The organism is Burkholderia semiarida, from assembly GCF_029268935.1.
Classification (GTDB): domain Bacteria; phylum Pseudomonadota; class Gammaproteobacteria; order Burkholderiales; family Burkholderiaceae; genus Burkholderia; species Burkholderia semiarida.
Map to the genome: position 1 here is coordinate 480330 of NZ_JAHLCL010000008.1, position 22402 is coordinate 502731.

Annotated in this window: 20 protein-coding genes; 15 read left to right on the forward strand and 5 right to left on the reverse strand. The window is 67.7% G+C overall.

The features are described from left to right. Positions 1-28 precede the first annotated feature (28 nt). Both KPB06_RS25460 and KPB06_RS25465 read left to right on the forward strand, forming a co-directional pair. Entirely contained in the window at positions 29-1045 is a 1017-nt protein-coding gene (locus KPB06_RS25460; protein WP_226094373.1) for an NADP-dependent oxidoreductase, read from the forward strand. A gap of 196 nt (positions 1046-1241) precedes the next feature. Continuing rightward, positions 1242-1754 (forward strand): thioesterase, encoded by a 513-nt coding sequence (locus KPB06_RS25465; RefSeq protein WP_275905955.1) that lies wholly within the window; start codon positions 1242-1244, stop codon positions 1752-1754. Positions 1755-1800: 46 nt separating this feature from the next. Here KPB06_RS25465 and KPB06_RS25470 read toward each other — a convergent pair whose 3' ends face one another. From KPB06_RS25470 to KPB06_RS25485, 4 genes are all read right to left on the reverse strand, one after another. Beyond that, entirely contained in the window at positions 1801-2853 is a 1053-nt protein-coding gene (locus tag KPB06_RS25470; RefSeq protein ID WP_059573768.1) for an AI-2E family transporter, read from the reverse strand. Between the two features lie 244 nt (positions 2854-3097). Then, on the reverse strand, positions 3098-3682 hold the full coding sequence (locus KPB06_RS25475) for a BPSL1445 family SYLF domain-containing lipoprotein (protein ID WP_059573769.1): 585 nt from the start codon (positions 3680-3682) through the stop codon (positions 3098-3100). 64 nt (positions 3683-3746) lie between these two features. Next, on the reverse strand, positions 3747-4133 hold the full coding sequence (locus KPB06_RS25480) for an ElaB/YgaM/YqjD family protein (RefSeq protein ID WP_059573770.1): 387 nt from the start codon (positions 4131-4133) through the stop codon (positions 3747-3749). 287 nt (positions 4134-4420) lie between these two features. Then, a complete protein-coding gene (locus tag KPB06_RS25485; RefSeq protein ID WP_275906031.1) occupies positions 4421-6292 on the reverse strand; it encodes an ExeM/NucH family extracellular endonuclease in 1872 nt (623 codons plus the stop codon). A 207-nt stretch (positions 6293-6499) separates the two neighbouring features. Between KPB06_RS25485 and KPB06_RS25490 the strand changes: the two genes are divergently transcribed. The 8 genes from KPB06_RS25490 to KPB06_RS25525 all read left to right on the forward strand — a co-directional run bounded on the left by KPB06_RS25490 (position 6500) and on the right by KPB06_RS25525 (position 13501). After that, positions 6500-6853: a YciI family protein gene (locus KPB06_RS25490; RefSeq protein ID WP_059573772.1), complete on the forward strand. Its 354-nt coding sequence runs from the start codon at positions 6500-6502 to the stop codon at positions 6851-6853. Between the two features lie 125 nt (positions 6854-6978). Further along, a complete protein-coding gene (locus KPB06_RS25495) occupies positions 6979-7398 on the forward strand; it encodes a YciI family protein (RefSeq protein ID WP_059573773.1) in 420 nt (139 codons plus the stop codon). A 26-nt stretch (positions 7399-7424) separates the two neighbouring features. Beyond that, positions 7425-7841, forward strand: a complete 417-nt coding sequence (locus KPB06_RS25500; protein WP_059573774.1) for a VOC family protein — start codon at positions 7425-7427, stop codon at positions 7839-7841. Next, positions 7838-9106, forward strand: coding sequence for an RNA polymerase sigma factor (locus tag KPB06_RS25505; protein ID WP_059573775.1), 1269 nt, complete (start codon positions 7838-7840; stop codon positions 9104-9106). Before KPB06_RS25500 ends, KPB06_RS25505 begins: the two co-directional genes overlap by 4 nt. A 222-nt stretch (positions 9107-9328) precedes the next feature. Then, positions 9329-9751: a rubrerythrin family protein gene (locus tag KPB06_RS25510; RefSeq protein ID WP_059583052.1), complete on the forward strand. Its 423-nt coding sequence runs from the start codon at positions 9329-9331 to the stop codon at positions 9749-9751. A 126-nt stretch (positions 9752-9877) separates the two neighbouring features. Further along, a complete protein-coding gene (locus KPB06_RS25515) occupies positions 9878-11215 on the forward strand; it encodes a heterodisulfide reductase-related iron-sulfur binding cluster (protein ID WP_059583049.1) in 1338 nt (445 codons plus the stop codon). Between the two features lie 26 nt (positions 11216-11241). Then, positions 11242-11823, forward strand: a complete 582-nt coding sequence (locus KPB06_RS25520) for a DUF3501 family protein (protein WP_059583047.1) — start codon at positions 11242-11244, stop codon at positions 11821-11823. Positions 11824-12556: 733 nt separating this feature from the next. Next, the gene (locus KPB06_RS25525) at positions 12557-13501 is read left to right on the forward strand and encodes a transposase (protein WP_059583044.1); all 945 of its coding nucleotides are present in this window, start codon (positions 12557-12559) and stop codon (positions 13499-13501) included. Positions 13502-13624: 123 nt separating this feature from the next. Here the strand turns inward: KPB06_RS25525 and KPB06_RS25530 are convergent, their stop codons facing one another. Then, a complete protein-coding gene (locus tag KPB06_RS25530; protein WP_059583041.1) occupies positions 13625-15181 on the reverse strand; it encodes a mannose-1-phosphate guanylyltransferase/mannose-6-phosphate isomerase in 1557 nt (518 codons plus the stop codon). Between the two features lie 428 nt (positions 15182-15609). Between KPB06_RS25530 and KPB06_RS25535 the strand changes: the two genes are divergently transcribed. From KPB06_RS25535 to KPB06_RS25555, 5 genes are all read left to right on the forward strand, one after another. Then, positions 15610-16983 carry an undecaprenyl-phosphate glucose phosphotransferase gene (locus KPB06_RS25535; RefSeq protein ID WP_059639845.1) on the forward strand — a complete coding sequence of 458 codons (1374 nt, stop codon included), beginning with the start codon at positions 15610-15612 and terminating at the stop codon, positions 16981-16983. Positions 16984-17057: 74 nt separating this feature from the next. Next, on the forward strand, positions 17058-18470 hold the full coding sequence (locus KPB06_RS25540) for a UDP-glucose dehydrogenase family protein (protein WP_059639103.1): 1413 nt from the start codon (positions 17058-17060) through the stop codon (positions 18468-18470). A gap of 30 nt (positions 18471-18500) precedes the next feature. Then, positions 18501-18944, forward strand: coding sequence for a low molecular weight protein-tyrosine-phosphatase (locus tag KPB06_RS25545; RefSeq protein ID WP_059583036.1), 444 nt, complete (start codon positions 18501-18503; stop codon positions 18942-18944). Continuing rightward, on the forward strand, positions 18938-20116 hold the full coding sequence (locus tag KPB06_RS25550; RefSeq protein ID WP_059583033.1) for a polysaccharide biosynthesis/export family protein: 1179 nt from the start codon (positions 18938-18940) through the stop codon (positions 20114-20116). Before KPB06_RS25545 ends, KPB06_RS25550 begins: the two co-directional genes overlap by 7 nt. A gap of 50 nt (positions 20117-20166) precedes the next feature. Continuing rightward, positions 20167-22392, forward strand: a complete 2226-nt coding sequence (locus KPB06_RS25555; protein ID WP_059639105.1) for a polysaccharide biosynthesis tyrosine autokinase — start codon at positions 20167-20169, stop codon at positions 22390-22392. Positions 22393-22402 lie beyond the last annotated feature (10 nt).

Here is a 22402-nt window from a genome sequence, read left to right on the forward strand (position 1 = left end):
CGAACCACAACGATTGGAGGAGAACAGCATGTCGACACCCGTGAACCGCCAGCTGCTGCTGAAGACGCGCCCGGAAGGGCGGGTCGGCCGCGAACATTTTTCGCTCGTCGAGACGCCGGTGCCGGCGCTTGCCGACGGCGAGGTGCTCGTGCGCGTGCTGTATCTGTCGATGGACCCGACCAACCGCGTGTGGATGAGCGACGTGCCGCAGTACCTGCCGCCCGTCGCGATCGGCGAGGTGATGCGCGCGCTCGGTATCGGCCGCGTGGTCGCGTCGCGCAACGCGGGTTTCGCCGAAGGCGATCTCGTGCAGGGGCTCGTCGGCTGGCAGGATTACGCGGTCGTGCCGGCCGGGCAGGCCGAGCAGCTCGTGAAGCTGCCCGCGCAGTCGGGCCTGCCGCTGCCGACGCTGCTCGGCGCGTGCGGGATGAGCGGGCTGACTGCGTACTACGGGCTGACCGACATCGCGCCGGTGCAGCCGGGCGAAACGCTCGTCGTGTCGGCGGCGGCCGGCTCGGTCGGCTCGATCGCCGGGCAGATCGGCAAGATCCACGGCGCGCGGGTGGTCGGCATCGCGGGCGGCGCGGACAAGTGCCGCTACCTGACCGAGACGCTCGGCTTCGACGCGGCCGTCGACTACAAGGCCGACGATTTCCGCCAGCAACTGAAGGCGGCGACGCCGGACGGCGTGCACGTGAACTTCGAGAACGTCGGCGGAGAGGTGATGCGCGCGGTGCTGTCGCGGATGGTGATCGGCGGGCGCGTCGCGCTGTGCGGCGTGATCTCGAACTACAACAGCGGCCGCGCGGCCGACGACGTCGGCGTGCTGATCTCGAAGCGGCTGACGATGCGCGGCTTCCTGATCCTCGACTACCGCAAGAGCCGCGAAGCCGTGCAGACGCTCGCGGGCTGGCTGCGCGACGGCCGGCTCAAGGCCGAGGAAACCGTGGCCGATGGGCTCGAAAACGCGCCCGACGTGCTGAACCGGCTGTTCGACGGCGACCATCGCGGCAAGCTTGTGCTGCGGGTCGACCCGGACGCGTAACGGGCGTGCAACGCCGCTCGCATCGGGCCGCGGGGCGATGTCGATTGCACTGAGTTCGATCAACCCGGCTGCAGTTTAGGACTTGTCCCATATATTGTCCGGGCCGCTCTCCCTAAAGTGATTGCCAGCAGACAGGCGGCGTGACCGACGCGTCACGCCGCCTGTTTTTCTGGTGACGCGGCGGAGGAGAGGAAACATGCGGAACAACGCGAAGCGGTCGGGATCGGCAGCGGCATCGCGCGCCGGGGGCGTACGGAGGACGGTGGTCGGGCTCGGTGTCGTACTCGCGATGTCGACTGCCATGTCGAACGCGATGGCAGCCGGGCAGCCCGCGCCGGATGGCGTCGTGCGGTTCACCGGCTCGCTCGTCGATCTCTACGACGTGACGCTCGATGCCCCGGCGGGCGTGCTCGTCGACGCGCGAGAGGCGGCCGACGGCGCGGCAACGGCCACACTCCGGTTCGATGCGCATGGCCGGCGCTTGCCCGGCGCGCAGGTGGCGCTGGTCGGGCCCGACGGCGCGCCGTTCGCGCCGGACGGCGGCGCGGCGGTGCGCGCAACGTGGCGCGATGCGCACGCCGGGCAAAGCGTGCGGCTGGCGCCGGGCCAGGTTCAGCGCGTCGGCCCGTATGGCGGCGTGATGACGATTGCGGCGGATGAAGCAACGGGCGCCGTGGCGCCCGTCGTGATCCATATCCGTCATCCCTGAGCGGCGATCTCCGCACGCGTGCGGAGCACCGGCGGACGGACGCGGGTCATTCGCCGTGTTCGGCGCGTGCGTAGATGTCCCAGCTCGCCATGAACAGCGCGGCGACGAGCGGCCCGATCACGAAGCCGTTGATGCCGAACAGCGCCATTCCGCCGAGCGTCGAGATCAGCACGACCCAGTCGGGCATCTTCGTGTCCTTGCCGACGAGGATCGGGCGCAGCAGGTTGTCGACGAGGCCGATCACGCCGACGCAGAACGCGACGAGGATCACGCACTTCCAGACCGCGCCGATCATCAGGAAGTAGAGCGCGGCCGGCACCCACACGAGGCTCGCGCCGATCGCGGGCAACAGCGACAGGAACGCCATCAGCGCGCCCCACAGCACGACGCCCTCGATCCCGAGGATCCAGAAGATCAGGCCGCCGAGCGCGCCCTGCACGAGCGCGACCGCGATGTTGCCCTTCACGGTCGCGCGCACGACGGTCGTGAATTTCGCGAGCAGCAGGTTCTTGTGCTCTTCGTCGAGCGGCAGCGCGCGCCGCACGCGGCGGCCGATCTCGCCGCCGTCGCGCAGCAGGAAGAACACCATGTACAGCATCACGCCGAAGCTCACGACGAACTGGAACGTGTTCTGGCCGATGCTGAGCGCCTGGGTGGCCGCGAACTGGCTGATCTGCGCGGCGCCGTCGGTCAGCTTCTTCTGGATGCCCGGGATGTTGGTCAGCCCGTATTTCTGCAGCAGGTTCTGGATCGACGTCGGCAGCGCGTGAATGATGTCGTGGAAGTACTGCGAATAGTTCGGCTGAGCGTCCTTGAGCTCCTGGTACACGTACGCGATTTCTTGCACGAGCGTGGCCGTGACGAACACGAGCGGCAGGATCACGATCAGGATGATCAGCGACATCGTGACGAGCGCGGCCAGATTGCGGCGCTTGCCGAAGCGCGCGGCCAGCCAGCGCTGCACGGGCTGGAACAGGATCGCGAGAATGGTGCCCCAGAAGACGGCGCCGGAGAACGGCGCGAGGATCCAGCAGAGTCCGACGGTAACCGCGAACAGCAGGAAATAGAAGAATTTTTGGTGATCGTGTCCGCTATCCATGGGTGCATTCGCGCAGATTGATGCGTGGTTTGATTGAATCTCGTTGCCCCGCGCGCGATCGGTTCGCGAACGTCACGGGTTCGCGGAGCAACGCGCCGCGGCCATCCGCGGGGCGGCCCATGCGGAGTATGCCCGCAAAGGTGCCGCCATCATAGCCGCTGCGTGACGCACATGCGAAAACGCCGCGGCCGGGGCCGCGGCGCTGCCGGGAAGCGAACGCGGCGCGAGGCCGCGTGCCGCGTCGTCAGATGTTGAGCTTGGTGACCTTCGTGCCGTTCACCGACAGGTCGCCCATCAGGCCTGCATTGGTCAGAATCAGCACTTCCACCGGGGCGGTGGCCGTGTTGGAGTCGACCGCACCGTTCGCGCCGACCTTCACGACCGCGACCGACGCGTCGGCGCCGGCCGACCAGCCGTCGGACTTGCGGAACGAGTCGAGCGCATCCTGCGTCATGAAGAGGAACACGACCGCCTTCGACTGCGCGCCGGCCTGCAGGCCGACCGACAGCGACGACGTGTTGTAGTAGCCGACGGTGCTGCCGCCGACACGCAGCGCGCCGTTGCCGGACTGGGCGCCGACGATGAAGCCGGCCTGCAGCACGTTCGGGAACACGAGGACGCCGCGCGCCTTCGAGACGAGGTCGCGCGAACCCGGCACCGTCGAATACAGACGCGACAGCGTCGCGTTCACGCTGGCGTCGATCGATTGACGCTTGGACGCGCTGGCCGCGGCGGTATCGGGTTTGTCGGACGTGGTCGTGCAGCCGGCGAGGGCGAGGCTGCCGAGCATCACGGCGGCAGCGGCTTTCATGGCGAGGGACTTCTGCATGGCGATTCTCCTTCGTTGTCTGATTGATGACGGGCGGGGCGGGCGGCGGTGCACGCGGCCCCGTTCAACGGCGGGAAAGGAGCAGGCCCGCGACGAAGGCGAGGCCCGCGACGACGCCGGCGGTTTGCCACGGGTTCTCGTGCACGACCTGCGACACGCGCTCGGCCGAATCGCGCAGCCGGGCGGCCGCGCTGCCCGACGCGTAGTCGAGCGCGCCGCGCGCTTCATCGAGCCGGGCTTGCACGCGTTTGCGCAGCGCGGCGATATCGCCATCGCCATCGTTTTTCAGCAGATCTTCCAGTTCATCGACCAGCCCGCGCAGATCGTCGGTCACGTCGGCATGCAGATCGCGGGCAGCCGCGCGCGTCGTGCGGCCCACGCGCCGGCCGGTGCGGCGGATATCGGACAGGCCGCGGTCCAGCTTGTGTTCGATCGAGTCGGTAAGCGCCATGGTGTTTATCCTCCTTTGATTCCAGGCCCATTTTGAAGATAAGACGAATCCCAGCAACCCATGTGATTCACTTCCTCCCATTGAGTTTCGAGACAAATTTTCAATTCGTCGGCAGGATCGCCGGGAAAGCCCGCCGCGCGGGGCAGCGCAGCGGTTGAAAAAATTTCGCGTCTCGGGATGAAGCAGCGTGTCGAGCAGCAGGTCGCAGTGAAGGTCCGGTAAATATGGCGTCGCCACGGGCCTCAGGTAAATAGTGCCATTGCAGGCTGGATGCTGATGCAAATGCACTACTCGACGCCCGAGCGGTGCGCACGATTCGTGCCTGCTGCCGGTGGCGCGGCGCCCCGGTCCAGCGCGATGTCGATGACGAGGGGATCGTGATCCGACGAGCGGTATGCATCGGGTGCGTAATAAGCCGACCGCCGTGCGGCGGTTTTGTAATCGGGCACGGGTTGCAGCGCAACCGGTTCGTCCGCGTTGATGTGCCAGAACCGTACGGCCTTCACGCGCGCGTCGAGGGGCGGCGTGGCAAGCGCATGGTCGATATTGCCGGCCTCGCCGCGAAATACGTAGCTGTACGCAGCATCGCCGACGAAGCGGGCGACGAGGTTCGTGTAGCCGCGCGCTTCGAGCGTGCGAATCGGGTCTTCCTTCGCATAACTGTTCAGATCGCCGATCAGCAGCACGCCGCCGGCCGCATTGCCCGTCGGCGAGGTGGCGAGCCAGTCGGCGAGACGCGTGGCCGCCTGCGTGCGCGCCGCATTCCAGCAACCCTGCCCGTCGGACTGGTCGAGATCGACGCCGCTCGCATGCGGGCAGTTCTTCGACTTCAGGTGATTGACCGCGACCGTGAACGTGCGTGTGCCGTTGATGCGCCGGAACGTCTGCGCGAGCGGCGGGCGGTGGCGGCGGCCGAGCGAGACGGTGGCGGCGCGCCCGATCGGCTCGACCGCGCGGCTGTCGTACAGCAGCGCGACGGCGATCGCATCGCGGCCCAGCCGCGCGGTGTCGGGGGCGACCGCGCGCCAGCCGTCGCCGAGCTGCGCGGCGAGCCGACGGATGGCGCTCGCGTCGCCGTCGCCGTTGTTCGCGATCTCCATCAGCCCGATCACGTCGGCGCGCAGCGCGCGCAACGCCGCGACGATTTTCGCCTCCTGCCGCGCGAACGCGGCGGGCGTTTTCGCGCCGCGGTTGGCCGGCGCGTCGAATCCGCCGCCGTGGCCGTCGCCGTTGAAATAGTTGAAGACGTTGAACGACACGATGCGCACGTCGGCACCGGGATGCCGGGCCGGTGCCGCGGTACGCGGGTTCGCGGCGGCCTCGAATACGGGCGCCGCGCCGGCCACCGGTTGCAGCCGCCATGCGCCGTAGCGCAGCTCGAGCACGCCTTCGACGTCGCGTACCGTGTAGCCCGCCCGCAGCGTGTTGGCGGCGCTCAGTGCGGGCGGCGGATAGCGGACGACCGCCGGGTCGCGGCGGTTCGAACCGTCGTCGAGCACGATGCGGTTCAGCGCGTTGGCCGCGGCGTGCGCGGCGGCGTCGGCCGGCGGCGCGACCTGGGTCGGCGCGCGCAGCCGGCCGTTGCTCAGCACGACGCTGCCGTAGCGGCCGAGTTCGTAGGTATCGCTGACCGTCAGCGTTTGTGGCAGGCGTACGCGCATGGCTTCGTGCGCGGCGAGGACGGCGGGCGACGCGACCGGCAGCGTGAGCACTGCCGGGGTGACCGTCTGCCCGCGCGCGCAGACGGCCACGTCGCCCGACAGCGTGAGTTGCGTCCGGCCGTATTTCTTGTCGATCTTGCCGGTGATATGCACGAGATCGCCGGGCGCCACGCGCGCGTTCGGTGCGTAGACGAACAGGCCTTCCGGGACGCCCGGCCGGTGTTGGCGTTGTGCGTCGGCCTGCTGGACGAAGAAGCCGCCCAGGCCGTCGGCGCCGCCGAACGCCGCGGTGACGACCGCTTCGATCGACGCCGTTTGCCCGGCGAGCGGCGACGGGCCGCCCGCGCGCCGGATTTCGGCAATCGCCGTGGCGGCGCCGCCGCAGCCGCTGCTGACGGGCAGCGCGGCGGCGGCCGGCCGGGCGAAGAGCGCCTTGGGCGGCATGACGGACAACACCACGAACAGCGCGACGGCAAACAGGGGAAGCGGGCGTGACATGAGACGGTCCACAGGATGAAAATCCGACAGTTCGGGACCGCATCTTGAAGGCAAAATGTCGGACCGCGGCCGAAATGGCCGTCCGGCCAGTGCCGGTTGGCCAACGATGCGGCAAGCCGCTTCGCGGCTGTTACGCTTTCGCACCGCGCGTCGTGTGCCGCTCGCCCGGCGCAGGCCGCCGCGCCCCGTCCCCCACAGGAGAAATCCATGTCTTACATGCTGTTGATTGTCGAACCGACCGAACAGCGCGCCGAGCGCACGCTCGACGAAGGTCAGGCGCTCTATGCGCGGATGGTCGAGTTCGCCGAGTCGCTGAAGGCGCGCGGCGTGCTGCGCGGCGTCGAGTCGCTCGAGCGCTCCGAGCGCGGCACGCGCGTGCAGGTGCGCGACGGCGAGACGCGCCTGCTCGACGGCCCGTTCGCCGAGGCGAAGGAGATGGTCGGCGGCTTCTTCCTCGTCGACGTCGACACGCGAGAGGAAGCGATCGAGATCGCACGCCAGTGCCCGGCCGCGCAATGGTGCACGGTCGAGGTGCGCGCGGTCGGCCCGTGCTTCCTGTAAGCGTCGCGACTCGGTATTTACCCTGATTTGTCGTGGCGCGTGTCGATCCGGCCGTCGTTCGGCCGTCGTCCGGGTAAGGCGCCGCGGAACGGGCGTCGCCTTCCACCGACGACAAGGAGTCAACGATGCGATTCATGATCATGATCCGGGCGAACGCCGTCAGCGAATCCGACGCGTTGCCGGACAACCGGCTGGTCGAGGCCATGACGGTCTATCACGAGGAACTCGCGAAAGCCGGCGTGCTGCTCGACGCCAACGGCCTGAGGCCGAGCGCCCATGGCTGGCGCGTGCGCTACGCGGGCGGCAAGGGCACGGTGATCGACGGCCCGTTCGCCGAGACGAAGGAGCTGATCGCCGGCTATACGCTGATCCAGGTGCGCTCGCGCGACGAGGCGCTCGAATGGACGCGCCGGTTTCCCGCGCCGTTCGGCGCCGAGCTCGATTGCGAGATCGAGGTGCGGCCGCTGTTCGAGCTCGACGACCTCACGCCGAGCGACGCGGTCGAGCGGTTCCGCGATCTCCACGTCGGCCGCAGCCACGCCTGAATCCAACCTCACCGGGAGCACCCGTCATGCACAAGATGGTTTTCATCAACCTGCCGGTAGCCGACCTGCCGCGCGCGAAGACGTTCTACCAGGCGCTCGGCTTCGAAGTCGTGCCGGCCTATACCAACGATCAGGCCGCCTGCATCAAGATCAGCGACGCGATCTTCGCGATGCTGCTCGTGCGGCCGTTTTTCCAGACCTTCACCGACAAGACCATCATCGATCCGGCCACGCACATCCAGGTGTTGTCGTGCCTGTCGTGCGACAGCCGTGCCGAAGTCGACGGGCTCGTCGCGAAGGCGCTGGCGGCCGGCGGGGCCGCGCCGCAGGCGCCGCGCGAGTACCCGAACATGTACGGCCACGGGTTCACCGATCCCGACGGCCACACGTGGGAGCTGATGGCCATGCCGCTGGAGGCGTCCGCCCAGGGGCAGGCGTCGTGACGCATGAGGCGACGCATCGTGCGATCGAGGCGGTCTGGCGAATCGAGGCGCCGAAGATCATCGCGCGCGCCGCGCGCGTGGTGCGCGACGTCGGCGTGGCCGAGGAACTGGCGCAGGACACGCTCGTCGCCGCGCTCGAGCACTGGCCCGTCGACGGCGTGCCCGACAACCCGGCCGCGTGGCTGATGACGGCCGTGAAGCGTCGCGCGCTCGACCGGGTCCGGCAGGAGTCGCTTCATGCGGCGAAGCGCGATCAGCTCGGTCACGAGATGGACGCGCTCGACGCGCATGTCGTCCCCGACATCGCGGACGCGCTCGCCGACGCGCGCGACGACGACATCGGCGACGATCTGCTGCGGCTGATCTTCACGTCGTGCCACCCGGTGCTGTCGACCGACGCGCGCGTCGCGCTGACGCTGCGGCTGCTCGGCGGGCTGACGACGGGCGAGATCGCGCGTGCGTTCCTGACGCCCGAGCCGACGATCGCGCAGCGGATCGTGCGCGCGAAGCGCACGCTCGCGGCGGCGCACGTGCCGTTCGAGGTGCCGGCCGCCGATGCGCGGCCCGCGCGGCTCGCGTCGGTGCTCGAAGTGATCTACCTCGTGTTCAACGAAGGCCATGCGGCGACGGCGGGCGACGACTGGATGCGTCCGGCGCTATGCGACGAGGCGTTGCGGCTCGGCCGCGTGCTGGCCGGGCTCGCGCCGGACGAAAGCGAAGTGCTCGGGCTCGTCGCGCTGATGGAACTGCAGGCGTCGCGCATGCACGCACGCATCGATGCGCAGGGCCGGCCCGTGCTGCTGCTCGACCAGGACCGCAGCCGCTGGGATCCGTTGCTGATCCGGCGCGGCCTCGCGGCGCTGGAGCGGGCGACGAAGCTCGGCGGCGTGCGCGGGCCGTATGCGCTGCAGGCCGCGCTCGCCGCGTGTCACGCGCGTGCGCGGCAGGCGGCGGACACGGACTGGGTGCAGATCGTCGCGCTGTACGACGCGCTTGCCGAAGTCGCGCCGTCGCCGGTCGTCGAGCTCAACCGCGCGGTGGCGGTGGGGATGGCATTCGGGCCGGCCGCGGCGCTCGAACTCGTCGACGTGCTGCGCGACGATCCGGCGCTCGCGCGCTATCACTGGCTGCCGAGCGTGCGCGGCGATCTGCTCGCGAAGCTCGGTCGCACCGACGAGGCCAAGCGGGAATTCCGCCGCGCGGCGGAACTCACGCGCAACGAGCGCGAGCGAGAATTGCTGCTCAAGCGCGCGATGGATGCGTGACGCCTGACGAGCGGGCGCGGTGCCACGCGCCGCGCAACGCCGTTTTCCTGGTACGCGCGCTCTGCCGCCATGCTATCGCCTGCATTGAAAAAGCCTATTGGGTGATGCGAACGCGAGCGCCTAGATTGAAGAGCACGATGCGCGCCCGGCGCGGCATCGTTCCCCACATATCTGATCGGCCCGGCGTCGCACGCGGCCGCGCCGACTCGAACGGAGGCGCAAATGGCTCAACTCAAGGGCAGCAAAACCGAAGCCAACCTGAAGGCCGCATTCGCGGGCGAATCGCAGGCGAACCGGCGCTATCTGTATTTCGCTTCGAAGGCCGACGTCGAGGGGCAGAACGACGTCGCCGCGCTGTTCCGCTCGACCGCCGAAGGCGAAACCGGCCATGCGCACGGCCACCTCGAATATCTCGAAGCAGTCGGCGATCCGGCGACGGGCTTGCCGTTCGGTTCGTCGCGGCTGAACCTCGAATCGGCGATCGCCGGCGAAACGCACGAATACACCGACATGTATCCGGGCATGGCGAAGGCGGCGCGCGAAGAAGGCTTCGACGAAATCGCGAACTGGTTCGAGACGCTCGCGAAGGCCGAACGCAGTCACGCGAACCGCTATACGAAGGCGCTGGACGCACTCGTCGACTGACGCGGCCCCCTGCAAGGCCGCACGGCCCGGTCGGAAAATTTCGCTGGCCGGCGGCCGTGCGCCGCTCGCTGCCCGCACTACACGGGCGGCGCGTCCGCGCGCATGCGCGCCACGCTGGAGGGCCCCATGCCCCACAAGGAAGGCAGTCTCGAAGCGCCGACCCGGCATCCACTCGACTGGCAGTCCGAAGCATTCTACGACCAGGCCGCGATCGACGCCGAAATGACGCGCGTATTCGACATCTGCGCCGGCTGCCGGCGCTGCGTGTCGCTGTGCGGCGCGTTTCCGGCGCTGTTCGATCTGGTCGACGACACGCCGACGGGTGACGTCGAGGAAGTGCCGAAGGCCGCGTTCGGCAAGGTCGTCGACCAGTGCTACCTGTGCGACCTCTGCTACATGACGAAATGCCCGTACGTGCCGCCGCATGCATGGAACGTCGATTTCCCGCACCTGATGCTGCGCGGCAAGGCGGCGCGTTACAAGCGCGGCGAAGCGACGCTGCGCGACAAGGTGCTGTCGAATACCGATGCGCTCGGCCATTTCGCGGGCATTCCGGTCGTCACGCAGGCGGTCAACGCGGTGAACCGCACGCCGCCCGCGCGCCATGCGCTCGAAGCGGCGCTCGGCGTCGATCGCGACGCGTGGCTGCCGGAATTCGCACCGCGCAAGTTCCGGCGCGCCGCTCGGCGCTCGGACGGCCCGCCGGTGCGCGACGGCGAGCGTACGCCCGGCAAGGTCGCGATCTACGCGACGTGCTACGTGAATTTCAACGAGCCGGGGATCGGCCACGACCTGCTCGCGATCCTCGCGCACAACGAGATCCCGTACGAGCTTGTCACGCGCGAAGCCTGCTGCGGGATGCCGTTGCTCGAGCAGGGCAATCTCGACGGCGTCGCCGCGAAGAAGGCGGTGAACATTCCGGTGCTCGAGCGCTATGCGCGCGAAGGCTATGCGCTGATCGGCGCGATCCCGAGCTGCGTGCTGATGTACAAGAGCGAGCTGCCGCTGATGTTCCCCGGCGACGCAGCCGTGCGCGCGGTGGCCGACGCGTTCTGGGATCCGTTCGAATACGTGATCGCGCGGCATCGCGACGGGCTGCTGAAGACCGATTTCAAGACGGGCCTCGGCACTGTGTCGTATCACGTGCCGTGCCATGCGCGCGTGCAGAACATCGGCCGCAAGACGGCCGATGCACTGTCGCTCGTGCCCGACACGCGCGTGAACGTCGTCGAGCGCTGCTCGGGCCACGCGGGCACGTTCGGCGTGAAGAAGGCATTCCATGCGGACGCGATGCGGATCGGTGCGCCCGTGTTCAAGGCGATGGCCGAGCCTCGGCCGGATGTCGTGTCGTCCGACTGCGCGCTCGCCGGCCATCACATCGTGCAGGGCATCGACGAGAGCGGGGTGCCGCCGGCGCCGCTCGCGCATCCGCTGACGCTGCTGCGCCGCGCGTACGGCGTCTGAGCCGCCGGCCATCCACGAGGACACCCATGACGCTGACCCGCGACTCCCTGCTGACGCTCGAAGCGTACGCGAAGATCCGCAAGGCCGAACACGCGCGGCTCGTCGCGTACAAGCGCCGCCGCGCGGTGGCGCTCGGCAACCACCTGCGTTTCCTGTTCGAGGACGAGACGACGATCCGCTACCAGATCCAGGAGATGCTGCACATCGAGAAGATCTTCGACGAGGCCGGCATCGAAGCCGAGCTCGACGCGTATCTGCCGCTGGTGCCCGACGGCACCAACCTGAAGGCGACGATGCAGATCGAGTACGAGCACGAGATCGAACGGCGCGCGGCGCTCGCGCGGCTGATCGGAGTCGAGGATCGCGTCTACCTGCGGGTCGACGGGCACGGGAGCGTCTACGCGATCGCCGACGAGGATCTCGAGCGCGACAACGCCGAGAAGACGTCGGCCGTGCACTTCGTCCGCTTCGAGTTCGATGTGCCGATGCGCGCGGCGCTCAAGGGCGGGGCGGCGCTGTCGATCGGATGCGATCACCCGGCCTATACGATGCCGGCGCAGCGTGTCGACGCGGACGTGGCCGCGTCGCTGGCCGGCGATCTGCGCTAGCGCCACCGCCACTGTCGCGCGCTGTTCACCACGCCGGCTTCCTCCTTTCCGTTCCGGCCTGCAACGGCCGCGCCACATGCCGCGCGGCGCGGCCGCTTGCCGGTCCCCGCGAAGATGTAACAAGCGTGACGGATTTGCATGCGGGGACACATTGGTCGCGCTACGTCAGCGTATTTTCATTACCCGCAGAGAAACAATAAAGAGATTGTGCGGAGAGATAATTTGATTCAACGCAAATTGAATGATTTACCGATCCGTGAATATCTTGTTACGAATTTTCCCCTGATTTACCGATTTCCCGAAGTAATCCCGGAGATTGTTGCCGATCGGGGTCGGATCAGACGGTAACAGCCGGTTCGACGGCATTCTTCAGACGCTGAGGCGCCCCGCCAGACGGGCCTTTGCAGCGATCGGCATAAAGATCCCGCAAAAAAATTCAAGCGTAAATGGATTGCTCGCCCATGGCAGGTTGTTTCAGTGCGTAACATTAAGTCATTGTCATATTGAGATAAACCCTAGGGATGGTATGCTTCGTGCACAAAAATTCCCACATTGGAGTGAGACCGCGATTTGTGCGCCATTGCCGGGAATCGCGGCACCGTGAAAGTGCGGTGTCGCCCGGTATGCACAACGCCGGATAACCATAATGTGCAACCTGGCCGCCCCGCGACGCGATGTGTCGCGACGGCGCCGCCAATCGCAGCCCCGGCCTGGCTGCGTGGAGAGATCGACTATGTTCTTCGATGAGCTTAACGATGAAGAGTGGTTTCGCCTTTCAGCGCTGATCGCCGATGAACCCATCCGGCTGAATCGTCGTGGGCGTCCGCGCGCCGAACCGCGCGTCGTCGCCAACGCGGTGCTCTGGATCCTGACGACCGGGGAAGCCTGGTCAAAGCTGCCGGGCCGCTATCCGTCCGGGCCGACGTGCCGCCGCCGTTACGAGGAGTGGCTGGCGAACGGCACGCTGCTGAAGATGATCGACGTGCTGACGCAGTTCAGCGGGCGCACGTTCGCGTATATTCCGCCGCCGCCGGAGGCAGTCGTGCCGGCTCGCCGCGCGGAGCCCGTGCCCGATAACGACCGTCTGCGCGGCGTGTTCTGGCAGAACCCCGAGTCGTGGCAATTGCCGGTTGCGCAGGCAAACGTTTGGCAGGGCGAAGGGGCGTCGTCGTTGAGCACGATGCGCGACGACCAGGTGGACGGCCGCGCTCGCGTGTCGTTCACGGTGCCCGGTGCGCCGGCCGCGGAGTTGCGCCATGCGCGGGCGTCGTCGGCGAGTTTCGCCGCGGCCGAGCCGCAGGTCGATGAATATCGCGGCTATACGATCAGCGGCATCGCGCAGCCCGTGCAGAACCTGATGTATCGCGCGTGGGCCGAGATCTCGCAGGACGACCGGCGCGTCGAGCGCTCGGGCCTGATCGGCCCGCGCTTCACCGATGCCGAGGCGGCCGAGCAGTACGCGCTCGACTGGGCGCGCCAGTGGATCGATCGACACGGCGCGAGCGACGCACCGGCGCGCGAGCCGCAAGGCGAAGTGCTGGCCGGTTTGTCGGCGCTGGCGCGCGCGGAATCGGACATCAAGCGCTTCATCGCCGAGCGTCGCGCGGGTGCGTTGTCGGAAAGCCGCAACGATCCCGTGCAGTCGGAGCGTCACGAATACGCGTACCGCGTGGGCTGATCGCCGCTGCCGTGCGGCGCGCGGGCCGTCGTGTGCCACGACGCCCGCGCGGAAGTCCGGTGTCTCCATGTGTGCCTTGCCCGGGCGCCGCTGTTACAGCGGCGCCCTGTGGTGCATGACGCGTTACCGTCTGCCGTAGGTATCGTCGAAGCGGACGATGTCGTCCTCGCCGAGATACGCACCCGACTGCACTTCGATCAGTTCGAGCGGCATCTTGCCCGGGTTCTCCAGGCGATGCGATACGCCGAGCGGAATGTACGTCGATTCGTTCTCGGACAGCAGGAACGTTTCTTCGCCGCGCGTGATGCGCGCGGTGCCGCGCACGACGATCCAGTGTTCGGCGCGGTGGTGGTGCATCTGCAGCGACAGTTGCGCGCCCGGCTTCACGACGATGCGTTTCACCTGGAAGCGCTCGCCGGTGTCGACCGAGTCGTAGTGGCCCCACGGACGATGCACCTTGCGGTGATCGGTCGCTTCGGAGCCCTGTCGCGCCTTGATGTGCCCGACGATCTTCTTCACGTCCTGCACGCGCGACTTGTCCGCGACGAGCACGGCGTCGGGCGTTTCGACGACGACCAGGTTCTGCGTGCCGACGCAGGCGACGAGCCGGCTTTCCGAATGCGCGAACGTCGATTCGGCGCCTTCGAACAGCACGTGGCCGCGGCCGACGTTGCCGGTGTCGTCCTTCGGCGAGATCTGCCAGATCGCGTCCCACGAGCCGACGTCCGACCAGCCCGCGTCGAGCGGCACGACGACGCTTTCGCACAGTTGCGGCAGGCTCGCGAGCGGCTCCATCACCGCGTAGTCGATCGAGTTCGACGGCGACGCGGCGAATGCGTCGCGATCGACGCGGAAGAAATCGCCGTCTTCCTTGCCCTGGGCGACGGCCTGTTCGCAGGCCGCGTAGATCGCGGGCTCGAGCTGCCGGATCGCCTTCAGCCAGACCGACGCGCGCACGATGAAGATCCCGCTGTTCCACCAGTATTCGCCGGACGCGACGTACTGCTGCGCGAGTTCGAGGTGCGGCTTCTCAACGAAGCGGTCGAGGCGGCGCACGTCGAGGGCGCCCGTGCCGGCGTCGCCGAGCGGCGCGCCGACGCGGATGTAGCCGTAGCCGGTTTCCGCGTGCTTGGGCACGATGCCCATCGTCGCGATCTTGCCTTGCGCCGCGCAGTGCACGCCGGCCGCGACGGCCGCGTGAAAGCGCGGCACGTCCGCGACCGCATGGTCGGCCGGCATCACGGTCATCACCGCGTCGTTGCCGTTCGCGACGAGCCGCAGCGCGGCGAGCGTCAGCGCGGGCGCGGTGTCGCGGCCGAGCGGCTCGAGCATGATCGTCGCGCGCTTGGCCGTGAGGCGCAGCTGTTCGGCGGTCGTGAAGCGGTGATCCTCGCCGCACACGATCAGCACGTCGTCGTTCAGCGGGTGATCGGCGCTCAGGCCGTCGAGGCGCAGTGCGGTGGACTGCAGCAGCGAATGATCGCCGAGCAGGCCGATCAGCTGTTTCGGAAAGCGCTCCCGCGACATCGGCCACAGGCGCGTGCCGGAGCCGCCGGCGAGAATCACGGGCTGCACGGCGAGGCGCGTGCCGACGGCGGGCGTACCGGCTGCGGGCGTGCCGACGGCGGGTGCGGCGGAAGAAGAATGGCGCGTTTCGGCGGCCACTGCCGGAGCATTCATGATGACACTCTCCATGGTTGAAGTCGGTGCCTGTCGTTGTAGCATGAAGTAAATCGACAATAAAACCGGACCCAATGCCGGATATCCGCCGCGCATGCGGTCGGGAGAATTTTCCGCGGTAGCACCGGCAGGAAATAAAAAAATAAAAAATAATTCCGGGTGCCGGCCCGGCATGCCCGTCTGCAAAGGGCGAGCGGGAAGCGCAATGCATCTGAAAAAATCCCCGTTTCACACCGATTCGGGAAAACCTGCCGATTTAATTAAAAAAGATCGCAGCAAGAATTTCCGATTATTTTTCGAAATACTTGTGCGCTTGAGGCGGAATTTTCTTGTCGCTTCAATAGCGTCATGCAACGTTTGAATCGAAGGTGCGGCACGGGTCGCACGAGGAGCAGTTCGGCAAACGCCTGTTCAAAGAGGAAGCGGACATGTTGAGCGTGCTGGCGAGAGTCATCGATATCGCGATGGTCGTGACGGGGGCGCTGATCGCGGCGGCGCTGCACGACGGCAGCATCGGGCTCAGCGACCTGCAACGTACGACGGTGCTGTTCGATTGCCTGCTCGTCGTCGTGTTCTTTCCGGCCGTCGGCATCTATCAGTCGTGGCGCGGCAAGCGTCTCGTCGGGCTGGTGGTCCGCGTGGCGTTCGCATGGCTCGCGGTCGAGCTCGCGGGCATCCTGCTGAGTTTCAGCTTTCACCAGTCGGGCGACCTGTCGCGGCTGTGGCTCGGTTACTGGGCGCTCGTGACGATGGCGCTGCTCGCCGGCTCGAAAACCTGCGTGCACGTCGTGCTGCGGCAGTTGCGCCGCGGCGGCTACAACCTGAAGGCGGTCGCGATCGTCGGCGGCACGCCCGCGGCGCGACGGCTGATCGCGCAGATGCGGGCGCGGCCGGAAGCCGGCTTCAACCCGGTGTGCGTGTACGACGAAAGCGAGGCGCCGGGCGAAGTCGCGCTCGACGACGTGCGCATCGAGCGGCAGTTCGACTCGCTGGTGTGGCTCGTGCGCAGCCGCGCGATCAGCGAGCTGTGGCTCACGCTGCCGATCACGGAGGAACGCCGGATTCACCATATCGTGACGGTGTTCCGCCACGACTTCGTGAACATCCGCTTCATTCCGGACGTGCGCACGCTGTCGTTCTTCAACCAGGAAGTGGTCGAGGTGCTCGGCGTGCCGGCGATCAACCTCGCGGCGTCGCCGATCACCGACGTGCGGATCCTGCCGAAGTTCGTGTTCGACCGGCTGTTCGCGCTGGCGGCGCTCACGGCGCTCGCGCCGGTGATGGTGCTGATCGCGGCGCTGATCAAGCTGACCTCGCGCGGGCCGGTGTTCTTTCGGCAGAAGCGCAAGGGCATCGACGGGCACGAGTTCGAGATCTACAAGTTTCGCTCGATGAAGGTGCACCAGGAAGTGGCCGGGCAGGTCACGCAGGCGACCAAGAACGACGCGCGCGTGACGCCGGTCGGCCGGTTCCTGCGGCGCACGAGCCTCGACGAGCTGCCGCAGTTCATCAACGTGCTGAAGGGCGAGATGTCGGTGGTGGGGCCGCGCCCGCATGCGCTCGCGCACGACGACATCTACAAGGATCTGGTCAAGGGCTACATGTTCCGCTACCGGATCAAGCCCGGCATCACCGGATGGGCGCAGATCAACGGCTATCGCGGCGAGACCGACCAGATCGAGAAGATGATGGGGCGCGTGAAGCTCGACCTGTACTACATGCAGAACTGGTCGTTCTGGCTCGACATCAAGATCGTCGTGCTGACGCTGTGGAAAGGCTTCACCGGCAGCAACGCGTACTGACGCCGACGCGCCGCGTCACGCAGGCATTCCGGTTTTCCGAATTTCGAATCATTGGTCAAGGGGTCCGACACATCATGAATCTGACTATCATCGGCAGCGGTTACGTAGGGCTTGTCACCGGCGCCTGTCTCGCCGACATCGGGCACGACGTGTTCTGTCTCGACGTCGACCAGGCAAAGATCGACATCCTGAACGACGGCGGCGTGCCGATTCACGAGCCGGGCCTGAAGGAAGTCATCGCGCGCAACCGCTCGGCCGGCCGCCTGCGCTTCTCGACCGACGTCGAGGCCGCGGTCGCGCACGGCGACGTGCAGTTCATCGCGGTCGGCACGCCGCCGGACGAGGACGGCTCGGCCGACCTGCAGTACGTGCTTGCGGCGGCGCGCAACATCGGCCGCTACATGACCGGCTTCAAGGTGATCGTCGACAAGTCGACGGTGCCGGTCGGTACGGCCGAGCGCGTACGCGCGGCGGTCGCCGAGGAGCTCGCGAAGCGCGGCGGCGACCAGATGTTCTCGGTCGTGTCGAATCCGGAATTCCTGAAGGAAGGCGCGGCCGTCGACGATTTCACGCGGCCGGACCGCATCGTGATCGGCTGCGACGACGACGTGCCGGGCGAGCGCGCCCGCGAGCTGATGAAGAAGCTCTACGCGCCGTTCAACCGCAATCACGAGCGCACGCTGTACATGGACGTGCGCTCGGCCGAGTTCACGAAATACGCGGCGAACGCGATGCTCGCGACGCGTATCTCGTTCATGAACGAGCTCGCGAATCTCGCCGACCGCTTCGGCGCCGACATCGAGGCCGTGCGCCGCGGGATCGGCTCCGACCCGCGCATCGGCTACCACTTCCTGTACGCCGGCTGCGGCTACGGCGGCTCGTGCTTCCCGAAGGACGTCGAGGCGCTGATCCGCACGGCCGACGAGCACGGCCAGTCGCTGCAGATCCTGAAGGCCGTGTCGTCGGTCAACGCGACGCAAAAGCGCGTGCTGGCCGACAAGATCGTCGCGCGCTTCGGCGAGGACCTGAGCGGCCGCACGTTCGCGCTGTGGGGCCTCGCGTTCAAACCGAACACCGACGACATGCGCGAGGCGCCGAGCCGCGAGCTGATCGCCGAGCTGCTGTCGCGCGGCGCGCGCGTCGCCGCGTACGACCCGGTCGCGCAGCAGGAAGCGCGCCGCGTGCTCGCGCTCGATCTCGCCGATCACCCGAGCTGGCTCGAGCGCCTGTCCTTCGTCGACGACGAGGCGCAGGCCGCGCGCGACGCCGACGCGCTCGTGATCGTCACCGAATGGAAGGCGTTCAAGAGCCCCGACTTCGTCGCGCTCGGCCGCCTGTGGAAGGCGCCCGTGATCTTCGACGGCCGCAACCTGTACGAGCCGGAGACGATGAGCGAGCAGGGTATCGAGTACCACCCGATCGGCCGGCCGGGCTCGCGCCAGGCGGTCGCCGCGCGCGTGCCGGGCGCCGCGCGCGCCAGCGCGTAACCCGTTTTCCGTCACTCGTTACGAGACGCCATGTTCCGGAACATCCTGATCGTCTGCCACGCCAACGTCTGCCGCAGCCCGGCGGCGGAAATGCTGTTCAAGTCGCACGCCGCGTCGCGCGGCGGCCCGCGTCCGACGTTCCATTCGGCCGGCGTGCACGCGAACGACGGCGACGGCATCGATCCGGTGATGCGGCAACTGCTCGCCGAGCGGGGCGTCGATGCGACGACCCACCGCTCGCGGCGGCTGTCGCGCCGGATCGTGCGCGACGCCGACCTGATTCTCGTCAGCGAGCGCGGACAGATCGCGGCCGTCGAATCGGTCGATCCGTTCGCACGCGGCAAGGTTCACCTGCTCGGCAAGTGGGAAGGGGCCGAGATCGCGGACCCGCACGGCGGCCCCGAGGCCGACTACCGCGAGAGCTACTCACTGATCGAACGTCTGGTTCAAGGATGGCTACAGAAACTATGCTGAAACGCCCGATGCGCCCGGTGGCGCTTGCCGTCGCGCTGACGACTTTCCTGTCAGCCTGTGCAACCGCGCCCGGCAACTACCTCGACTCGTCGAACCTGAAGGACGACGGCCGGCAGGAAGCGGCCGAAACCTATCCGGTTCATTACATCGACGCCAAAGTGGTGATGGACCAGCTGCAGAAAGCGCAGGTCGATCATCCGCTGCCGCCCGGGCGCTATACCGATCCGTCGCAGTACACGTATCGCGTCGGCCCGCAGGACATCCTCGGCGTCACCGTGTGGGACCACCCGGAGCTGACGACGCCGCAGGGCCAGTCGTTCTCGAGCGGCGGCAACACGACGCAATCGGTCGCGGGCGCGTTGCAGCAGCCGTATACGACCGCGCTGCCGGGCCAGGCCGATCCGTACGGCCAGACGGTCGCCGCCGACGGCACGATCTTCTTCCCGTTCGTCGGCCGGATTCGCGTGGCCGGCAAGACGGTCGCGCAGATCCGCGACGAGATGGCGTCGAGCCTCGCGCGCTACGTGAAGAATCCGCAGCTCGACGTGCGCGTGCTGTCGTTCCGCAGCCAGAAGGTGCAGGTGACGGGCGAGGTGAAGCAGCCGGGCCCGCTCGCGGTGAGCGACGTGCCGCTCACGCTCGTCGACGCGATCTCGCGCTCGGGTGGCTCGACCGCCGAGGCCGACCTGCAGCGCGTGCGCCTGACGCGCGACGGCAAGCTGTACACGCTCGACGCGAACGGCGTGCTCGATCGCGGCGAGGTGAAGCAGAACGTGATGCTGCAGCCGGGCGACATCGTCAACGTGCCGGACCGCAGCGATAGCCGCGTGTTCATCATGGGCGAGGTCAAGACGCCGGTCACGGTGCCGATGCTCAAGGGCAAGCTGACGATCGCCGATGCGCTGACCGCGGGCGGCGGGATTCTCGACACCGACGCGAACCCGCGCAAGATCTACGTGATGCGCGGGATGCGCGACAACCCGACGAAGCCCGAAGTGTACCGCCTCGACATGACGCAGCCCGATGCGCTGATGCTGTCGAGCCGCTTCCCGCTTCAGCCGCTCGACGTCGTCTACGTCAGCACGGCCGGTTCGGTGCAGTTCAACCGCGTGCTGCAGCAGGTGCTGCCGACGATCCAGACGATCTTCTACATGCGGCAAATCACGCGCTGATAGCCCGCCGGGGCGGCGTCCGCCCCCCGGCACCACTCAAGCGGGAACGAATGGTGAACACGCAAGCGAAACACTCCTACGCGGACCTGACCGCGAAGACCGAGGAAGAGGACGTCGTCCTCGGCCAGTTGCTCCAGGTCATCCTGGACGACATCTGGCTGCTGCTCGGCATCGCGGTGATGGTCGTCGCGCTCGCCGGCCTCTACTGCTTCGTCGCGAAGCCGGTCTACCAGGCGGACGTGCACGTGCGGGTCGAGGGCAACGACAACACGTCGCAGGCGCTCACGCAGACGCAGACGGGCGCGTCGATCAACAGCGGGCCGCAGCAGGCGCCGACCGATGCGGAAATCGAGATCATCAAGAGCCGCGGCGTCGTCGCGCCGGTGGTCGAGCAGTTCAAGCTGAACTTCTCGATCGCGCCGAAGACGCTGCCGGTGATCGGCAGCCTCGCCGCGCGCGTCGCGACGCCCGGCGAGCCGTCGCGGCCGTGGCTCGGCCTGAAATCGTACGCGTGGGGCGGCGAAGTCGCCGACGTCGATTCGATCAGCGTCGTGCCGGCGCTCGAAGGCAAGAAGCTCACGCTGACGGCCGGCCCGAACGGCACCTATTCGCTCGTCGACGAGAACGGCACGCGGCTGCTGGCCGGCCGCGTCGGCGAATCGGCACAGGGCGGCGGCGTGACGCTGCTCGTGAGCAAGCTCGTCGCGCGCCCCGGCACGCAGTTCACGGTGGTGCGCTACAACGACCTCGACGCGATCAGCGGGTTCCAGGCCGGCATCCAGGTGAGCGAACAGGGCAAGCAGACGGGCGTCGTGCAGATTTCGCTCGAAGGCAAGGACCCGGACCAGACCGCCGCGATCGCGAACGCGCTCGCGCAGTCGTACCTGAACCAGCACGTGATCGCGAAGCAGGCCGAAGCGACCAAGATGCTCGACTTCCTGAAGGGCGAGGAACCGCGCCTGAAGGCCGACCTCGAGCGCGCCGAAGCCGCGCTCACGCAATACCAGCGCACGTCGGGCTCGATCAACGCGAGCGACGAGGCGAAGGTCTACCTCCAGGGCAGCGTGCAGTACGAACAGCAGATCGCCGCGCAGCGTCTGCAGCTCGCGTCGCTCGCGCAGCGCTTCACCGATTCGCACCCGATGGTGATCGCCGCGAAGCAGCAGCTCGCGGAGCTGCAGGGCGAGAAGGACAAGTTCAGCAACCGCTTCCGCAGCCTGCCGGCGACCGAAGTGAAGGCCGTCCAGCTCCAGCGCGACGCGAAGGTCGCCGAGGACATCTACGTGCTGCTGCTGAACCGCGTGCAGGAGCTGTCGGTGCAGAAGGCCGGCACGGGCGGCAACATCCACCTCATCGATTCGGCGCTGCGTCCGGGCGCGCCGGTCAAGCCGAAGAAGGTGCTGATCCTGTCGGCCGCCGTGTTCCTCGGGCTGATCCTCGGCACGGGCGTCGTGTTCCTGCGCCGCAACCTGTTCCAGGGCATCGAGGATCCGGACCGCATCGAGCGCACCTTCAACCTGCCGCTGTACGGGCTGGTGCCGCAAAGCGCCGAGCAGGTGAAGCTCGACGCGGCGGCGGAGAAGGGCGGCAGCCGCGCGCGGCCGATCCTCGCGAGCCTGCGTCCGAAGGACCTGAGCGTCGAAAGCATGCGCAGCCTGCGCACCGCGATGCAGTTCGCGATGATGGACGCGAAGAATCGCGTGATCGTGCTGACCGGCCCGACGCCGGGCATCGGCAAGAGCTTCCTGACGGTCAACCTCGCGGTGCTGCTCGCGCATTCGGGCAAGCGCGTGCTGCTGATCGACGCCGACATGCGCCGCGGGATGCTCGACCGCTACTTCGGCCTCACCGTACAGCCGGGCCTGTCCGAGCTGCTGAGCGATCAGTCGCCGCTCGAGGAAGCGATCCGCGAGACGCCGGTGCAGGGCCTGTCGTTCATCGCGGCCGGCACGCGCCCGCCGAACCCGTCGGAGCTGCTGATGTCGACGCGCCTGCCGCAATACCTCGAAGGGCTCGGCAAGCGCTACGACGTCGTGCTGATCGATTCGCCGCCGGTGCTGGCGGTGACCGACGCGACCATCATCGGCCGCATGGCCGGCTCGACGTTCCTCGTGCTGCGCTCGGGCATGCATACCGAAGGCGAGATCGCCGATGCGATCAAGCGCCTGCGCACCGCGGGCGTCGATCTGGAAGGCGGGATCTTCAATGGCGTGCCGCCGAAGGCGCGCGGCTACGGCCGCGGCTATGCGGCCGTGCACGAATACCTGAGCGCTTGACCGCATTGCA

Bases quoted from the DNA above. Each gene is read 5' to 3' on its own strand.
- KPB06_RS25460 (WP_226094373.1), top strand. From the start codon at position 29: ATGTCGACACCCGTGAACCGCCAGCTGCTGCTGAAGACGCGCCCGGAA.
- KPB06_RS25465 (WP_275905955.1), top strand. From the start codon at position 1,242: ATGCGGAACAACGCGAAGCGGTCGGGATCGGCAGCGGCATCGCGCGCC.
- KPB06_RS25470 (WP_059573768.1), bottom strand. From the start codon at position 2,853: ATGGATAGCGGACACGATCACCAAAAATTCTTCTATTTCCTGCTGTTC.
- KPB06_RS25475 (WP_059573769.1), bottom strand. From the start codon at position 3,682: ATGCAGAAGTCCCTCGCCATGAAAGCCGCTGCCGCCGTGATGCTCGGC.
- KPB06_RS25480 (WP_059573770.1), bottom strand. From the start codon at position 4,133: ATGGCGCTTACCGACTCGATCGAACACAAGCTGGACCGCGGCCTGTCC.
- KPB06_RS25485 (WP_275906031.1), bottom strand. From the start codon at position 6,292: ATGTCACGCCCGCTTCCCCTGTTTGCCGTCGCGCTGTTCGTGGTGTTG.
- KPB06_RS25490 (WP_059573772.1), top strand. From the start codon at position 6,500: ATGTCTTACATGCTGTTGATTGTCGAACCGACCGAACAGCGCGCCGAG.
- KPB06_RS25495 (WP_059573773.1), top strand. From the start codon at position 6,979: ATGCGATTCATGATCATGATCCGGGCGAACGCCGTCAGCGAATCCGAC.
- KPB06_RS25500 (WP_059573774.1), top strand. From the start codon at position 7,425: ATGCACAAGATGGTTTTCATCAACCTGCCGGTAGCCGACCTGCCGCGC.
- KPB06_RS25510 (WP_059583052.1), top strand. From the start codon at position 9,329: ATGGCTCAACTCAAGGGCAGCAAAACCGAAGCCAACCTGAAGGCCGCA.
- KPB06_RS25515 (WP_059583049.1), top strand. From the start codon at position 9,878: ATGCCCCACAAGGAAGGCAGTCTCGAAGCGCCGACCCGGCATCCACTC.
- KPB06_RS25520 (WP_059583047.1), top strand. From the start codon at position 11,242: ATGACGCTGACCCGCGACTCCCTGCTGACGCTCGAAGCGTACGCGAAG.
- KPB06_RS25525 (WP_059583044.1), top strand. From the start codon at position 12,557: ATGTTCTTCGATGAGCTTAACGATGAAGAGTGGTTTCGCCTTTCAGCG.
- KPB06_RS25530 (WP_059583041.1), bottom strand. From the start codon at position 15,181: ATGAATGCTCCGGCAGTGGCCGCCGAAACGCGCCATTCTTCTTCCGCC.
- KPB06_RS25535 (WP_059639845.1), top strand. From the start codon at position 15,610: ATGTTGAGCGTGCTGGCGAGAGTCATCGATATCGCGATGGTCGTGACG.
- KPB06_RS25540 (WP_059639103.1), top strand. From the start codon at position 17,058: ATGAATCTGACTATCATCGGCAGCGGTTACGTAGGGCTTGTCACCGGC.
- KPB06_RS25545 (WP_059583036.1), top strand. From the start codon at position 18,501: ATGTTCCGGAACATCCTGATCGTCTGCCACGCCAACGTCTGCCGCAGC.
- KPB06_RS25550 (WP_059583033.1), top strand. From the start codon at position 18,938: ATGCTGAAACGCCCGATGCGCCCGGTGGCGCTTGCCGTCGCGCTGACG.
- KPB06_RS25555 (WP_059639105.1), top strand. From the start codon at position 20,167: ATGGTGAACACGCAAGCGAAACACTCCTACGCGGACCTGACCGCGAAG.